Source organism: Bacteroides caecigallinarum, from assembly GCF_016901995.1.
GTDB lineage: Bacteria > Bacteroidota > Bacteroidia > Bacteroidales > Bacteroidaceae > Phocaeicola > Phocaeicola cellulolyticus.
This window is the reverse complement of the sequence record NZ_JACJLE010000095.1, coordinates 1-4,642: the sequence shown is the minus strand read 5'-3', so window position 1 is coordinate 4,642 and position 4,642 is coordinate 1. Positions and strand designations below refer to the sequence as shown.

Genomic DNA, 4,642 nt, shown 5'->3' with positions numbered 1-4,642 from the left:
GAAATCGAATACCTACAAATTGGGGTTCCCTAACGAGCATGTGAAGAATGCTTTCACGGTACTGATGAATAGTTTTTAGCTTATCATGTGACGGAAGGAAGCTGGTGAAAGTGGGTGTGAACTTCAGCTATGAGAAGAGGAATGTGGAGAGGTGGATTGTGAAGTAGAATTATGACTAATGCTTTATATATCTGTGTCTGTTCCGAACGGATATGGTGAGTGCTATAAGGTATATCAGCGAAAAGGAAAATTGTCTTTCGTCTGTTGACTTTTATTTGGCAGAAAAGGAGAAGGGTAACAGTAATAATTACAGATATACACCGACCAAACAGGACAAAAGGGAACTGCATAATTTCATGGAGTGATATCTTTGTAACGAAGTTAAACCTCTAAACATTAAGAAATTATGTTCAATTGTCTGAATTATTCGGTAGTGGAAAGAAAGAACCCTAAATGCCCTGATAAAGAGGGAAAGTTTTATGCACAGTTCCAGTCGCGTGGCGTATTGGAAAGTAAGGAACTGATAGAGAAAATAGACAGAAACTGCTATGTCGGGAAACCGGATATAGTGGCGGTACTGATGACTCTGGAAGATGTGGTGGCAGAAGCTCTATGCGACGGATATATAGTGAGAATAGGTGAGCTGGGGTCGCTGTCAATGACAATCAGCAGTGACGGATGTGACAGGAAAGATGATTTCTGCAGTAAGCATATAACGAAAGTGAAGACGCTGTTCAAGGATGGAAAGACCATTAAACACAGTATTCGCAAACTGACATTCAAAAAAGTGGAACAGAAGTATTCCCCCGTACCCGCAATTTAGCGGGCATGGGGGAATTTTCTGTTAAATACATACTTGTCCATACTATGGAGGACAAAGGGGAACGGGACAAGAAACGGGGATGATACCTTTGTATCGTAATCGGAAAGGAAAGCGGCAAGGGTATGCAGGAAAGGGCCCGCGAAGTGTACCGATGGTCGTGATTACGGACCGGACGAGTATTAATCATTAAAAAAGAAAGGAAAATTTTATGGACAAGTATTTGACTTATTCGGTAGTGGAACGTAAAGACCCTCAGAACCCGGAAATGGGGGGAAAGTTTTATGCGCAGGCTCAGGCTCGAGGAGAGGCGGGCATCAGGGAATTGTCGCAGAGAATACAGCAGATGTGTACGGTGACGCGTGCGGACGTGATGGCGGTGCTTATAGCTCTGGAGGATGTGGTGTCCGACTCGCTCTCGAACGGTGAAATAGTGCGACTGGGAGAACTGGGATCGCTACAGGTGAGCCTGAGCGGCGAAGGGGCGACTACGAAGGATGATTATCACGACGGACTGATCCAGAAGGCGAAGATTCTGTTCAGAAGCGGAAGAACGCTGTCGAACATGCTCACTACGCTGAAATATGAGAAGGTGGAACAGAAGTACAAGAAGGAAGAAACGGAAGAACCGCTTCCATAATGTGATACAAAATGAAGAAGATTATCGTACGGATTCTGAAATGTGTGATTTGCTTTCTCACCGGTGGTTTTGCTAACAGGAGAAACGGAGGGGACAATGCGTCATGTTGATACTGTGATAATTCATTGTTCCGCCACTCCGGCCAACAAAAGGCTGGAGCCTGCCGATCTCACAAGGATGCACAGGAAGAGGGGGTTCAACGGGTGTGGCTATCATTTCTACATCAGGAGAACGGGTGAGATCTGCGACATGAGGCCGGTGGAGAAGGTGGGTGCCCACTGCAAGGGACACAACGAAGGGAGCATAGGTATCTGCTACGAAGGGGGACTGGACGCGAAAGGGAACCCGGCGGATACACGCACCTCAGAACAGAAGAATGCCATGAAATGGCTGCTGGAAACCCTGAAAAGGGAGTTTGACATCAAGCATATAGGGGGACACCGTGACTTCAGTCCTGACCTGGACGGGGACGGAATGATTGAACCGGAGGAATGGGTGAAGGAGTGTCCGTGTTTCGATGTTAAGGAATGGCTGGAAAACGGCTGCTAGGCCGACAATATGTATTTATCCTCCATGCCGGATGACGGCATGGGGGATTTTTTGTGGTTATTCTTTGGGTATTAAGTTTTTTTAGGTTACTTTTGCGGATATAGAACATGTTTTTTTATCGATAATATGAATGTAATCAAGACTGAAATAGACGGTGTGGTGATTATAGAACCACGCATTTTCAACGACCAGAGGGGATATTTCTTTGAATCGTTCTCTGAAAGGGATTTCTGCAAGGAAGTGAGGGAAGTGAAATTTGTGCAGGACAATGAAAGCAAATCGCAATATGGGGTGTTGAGAGGACTGCATTTCCAGAAACCACCTTACTGCCAGAGCAAACTGGTGAGGGTGATCAAGGGGGCAGTGCTGGATGTGGCTGTGGATATCAGAAAGGGCTCGCCTACATTCGGAAAGCATGTGGCTGTGGAACTGACTGAGGATAATCACAGACAGTTCTTCGTGCCGAGAGGATTTGCGCATGGTTTCTCTGTGCTTACTCCGGAAGTGATTTTCCAGTATAAATGTGACAATTTCTATGCGCCGCAGTCGGAAGGGGCCATTGCATGGGATGATCCGGATCTGGGTATAGACTGGGGAATTCCTGCTGACAAGGTTATCCTGAGCGAAAAGGACAGGCATCATCCGAGACTGAAGGATGCGGAATGGCTGTTTGACTATAATGAGAAGATGTATTGAGTTAATAATTAATAATTAAAAATTAAAAATTCACGACTAACGGTCAACAAAGTTAAAACCTAGTCAACTTGTCAACTAGTATCTCGTCAACTTAAAAACTTAAAAACTCAAAAACTCACAACCATATGAAAGGAATCGTATTGGCAGGTGGTAGCGGAACGAGACTGTATCCTATCACCAAGGGGGTGAGCAAACAGATGCTCCCTGTGTTTGACAAACCGATGATTTATTATCCTATTTCCGTGCTGATGCTGGCAGGGATAAGGGAGATTCTTATTATATCTACTCCGTATGACTTGCCGGGGTTCAAGCGTCTGCTGGGCGACGGCTCGGAATTCGGAGTAAAATTCGAATATGCGGAACAGCCTAGTCCGGACGGTCTGGCCCAGGCGTTCATCATAGGCGAGAAATTCATTGGCAATGACTCGGCGTGTCTGGTGCTGGGTGACAATATCTTCCACGGGGCCGGTTTCAGCGGTATGCTGAAAGAGGCTGTACGCACTGCCGAGGAGGAGAAGAAGGCTACGGTGTTCGGATACTGGGTGAACGATCCTGAACGATACGGAGTGGCTGAATTCGACAAGGAGGGCAACTGCCTGAGCATAGAGGAGAAACCGGCAAAACCGAAATCGAACTATGCGGTGGTGGGACTGTATTTCTATCCGAACAAGGTGGTGGATGTGGCTAAGAACATCAAGCCGTCGGCCCGCGGGGAACTGGAGATTACTACGGTGAACCAACGTTTCCTGGAGGACGGGGAACTGAAGGTGCAGACTCTGGGACGCGGTTTCGCATGGCTGGATACGGGTACGCATGACTCGCTGAGCGAGGCTTCGACTTATATTGAGGTGCTGGAGAAACGTACGGGACTGAAAATAGCCTGTCTGGAGGGTATAGCTTACCGCAAGGGTTGGATATCTGAGGAACAGATGAGAAAGAATGCGGAACCGATGCTGAAGAACCAGTACGGACAGTATCTGCTGAAGGTGATTGAGGAGCTGAAAGGAAACAAATAATATTACGGGCGGGGATTCCCCCATGCGGCGGCTCCGGGACTAGAAACTGGTAACTGAAGCCTTATAACTTAATTTTTAATTATTAATTGCCCAACATGAAATACCCTATAGGAATACAGAATTTTGAAAAAATACGCGAAGGCGGTTATCTTTATATCGACAAGACAGATCTGATATATGATCTGGTAAATAACGGTGTATATTACTTTCTGAGCCGTCCGCGCAGGTTCGGAAAGAGTCTGCTTATCTCTACACTGGAGACTTATTTCAGTGGAAAAAGGGAGATGTTCGAGGGGCTGAAGATTGCGGAACTGGAAAAGGAATGGATGGAGTATCCTGTGCTGCATCTGGATCTGAACACTGAAAGGTATGCCACTCCAAAGGATCTGGAGAACAAGCTTGACTTGTTTCTGAAACAGTGTGAGGCTTTGTATGGCAAGAATCCTGATGAGTATTCGCTTGCCACAAGATTTGAAGGGGTGATACGGAGAGCGGCTGAAAAGACTGGAAGAAACACTGTAATCCTTGTAGATGAATATGACAAGCCAATGTTGCAGGCCATAGATAATGAGGAGCTGCAGGATGAGTACAGGAACACGCTGAAGGCTTTCTATGGGGCGCTGAAGTCGATGGACAGGTATATACGCTTCGCTCTTCTGACAGGGGTGACGAAATTCGGAAAGGTGAGTGTGTTCAGCGACCTCAACAATCTGAGGGATATTTCGATGGAGTTTGCTTATGTAGGCATTTGTGGTATCACGGAGGAGGAACTGCACTCTGTATTCAAAGAAGGCATAAAGGAGTTGGGTGCGGCCAATAATATGACTGAGGAGGAAGCGAAAGCGAAACTGAAGGAACTGTATGACGGGTATCACTTCAACGAGGATTGTGTGGATATTTATAACCCGTTCAGCATACTTA

Annotated in this window: 7 protein-coding genes; all 7 read left to right on the top strand. The window is 46.4% G+C overall.

The window, feature by feature from the left end; translation table 11 throughout:
* Positions 1-212: 212 nt before the first annotated feature.
* Positions 213-365, top strand: a complete 153-nt coding sequence (locus tag H6A61_RS14900; protein WP_204394683.1) for a hypothetical protein — start codon at positions 213-215, stop codon at positions 363-365.
* Positions 366-406: 41 nt separating this feature from the next.
* The gene (locus tag H6A61_RS14895) at positions 407-823 is read left to right on the top strand and encodes a DNA-binding domain-containing protein (RefSeq protein WP_154045176.1); all 417 of its coding nucleotides are present in this window, start codon (positions 407-409) and stop codon (positions 821-823) included.
* A 208-nt stretch (positions 824-1,031) separates the two neighbouring features.
* Positions 1,032-1,460 (top strand): HU family DNA-binding protein, encoded by a 429-nt coding sequence (locus H6A61_RS14890; RefSeq protein WP_154045178.1) that lies wholly within the window; start codon positions 1,032-1,034, stop codon positions 1,458-1,460.
* A gap of 96 nt (positions 1,461-1,556) precedes the next feature.
* On the top strand, positions 1,557-2,009 hold the full coding sequence (locus H6A61_RS14885; protein ID WP_154045180.1) for an N-acetylmuramoyl-L-alanine amidase: 453 nt from the start codon (positions 1,557-1,559) through the stop codon (positions 2,007-2,009).
* A 126-nt stretch (positions 2,010-2,135) separates the two neighbouring features.
* Positions 2,136-2,705, top strand: coding sequence for a dTDP-4-dehydrorhamnose 3,5-epimerase (gene rfbC / locus H6A61_RS14880; RefSeq protein ID WP_204394681.1), 570 nt, complete (start codon positions 2,136-2,138; stop codon positions 2,703-2,705).
* A gap of 125 nt (positions 2,706-2,830) precedes the next feature.
* Entirely contained in the window at positions 2,831-3,721 is an 891-nt protein-coding gene (rfbA, locus tag H6A61_RS14875) for a glucose-1-phosphate thymidylyltransferase RfbA (RefSeq protein ID WP_204394679.1), read from the top strand.
* A 95-nt stretch (positions 3,722-3,816) separates the two neighbouring features.
* Positions 3,817-4,642: AAA family ATPase (locus H6A61_RS14870; RefSeq protein WP_204394677.1), on the top strand; the 826-nt coding region annotated here is incomplete at its 3' end.

Coding starts and splice junctions, on each gene's coding strand:
- H6A61_RS14900 (WP_204394683.1), top strand. CDS start 213: ATGGTGAGTGCTATAAGGTATATCAGCGAAAAGGAAAATTGTCTTTCG.
- H6A61_RS14895 (WP_154045176.1), top strand. CDS start 407: ATGTTCAATTGTCTGAATTATTCGGTAGTGGAAAGAAAGAACCCTAAA.
- H6A61_RS14890 (WP_154045178.1), top strand. CDS start 1,032: ATGGACAAGTATTTGACTTATTCGGTAGTGGAACGTAAAGACCCTCAG.
- H6A61_RS14885 (WP_154045180.1), top strand. CDS start 1,557: ATGCGTCATGTTGATACTGTGATAATTCATTGTTCCGCCACTCCGGCC.
- rfbC (WP_204394681.1), top strand. CDS start 2,136: ATGAATGTAATCAAGACTGAAATAGACGGTGTGGTGATTATAGAACCA.
- rfbA (WP_204394679.1), top strand. CDS start 2,831: ATGAAAGGAATCGTATTGGCAGGTGGTAGCGGAACGAGACTGTATCCT.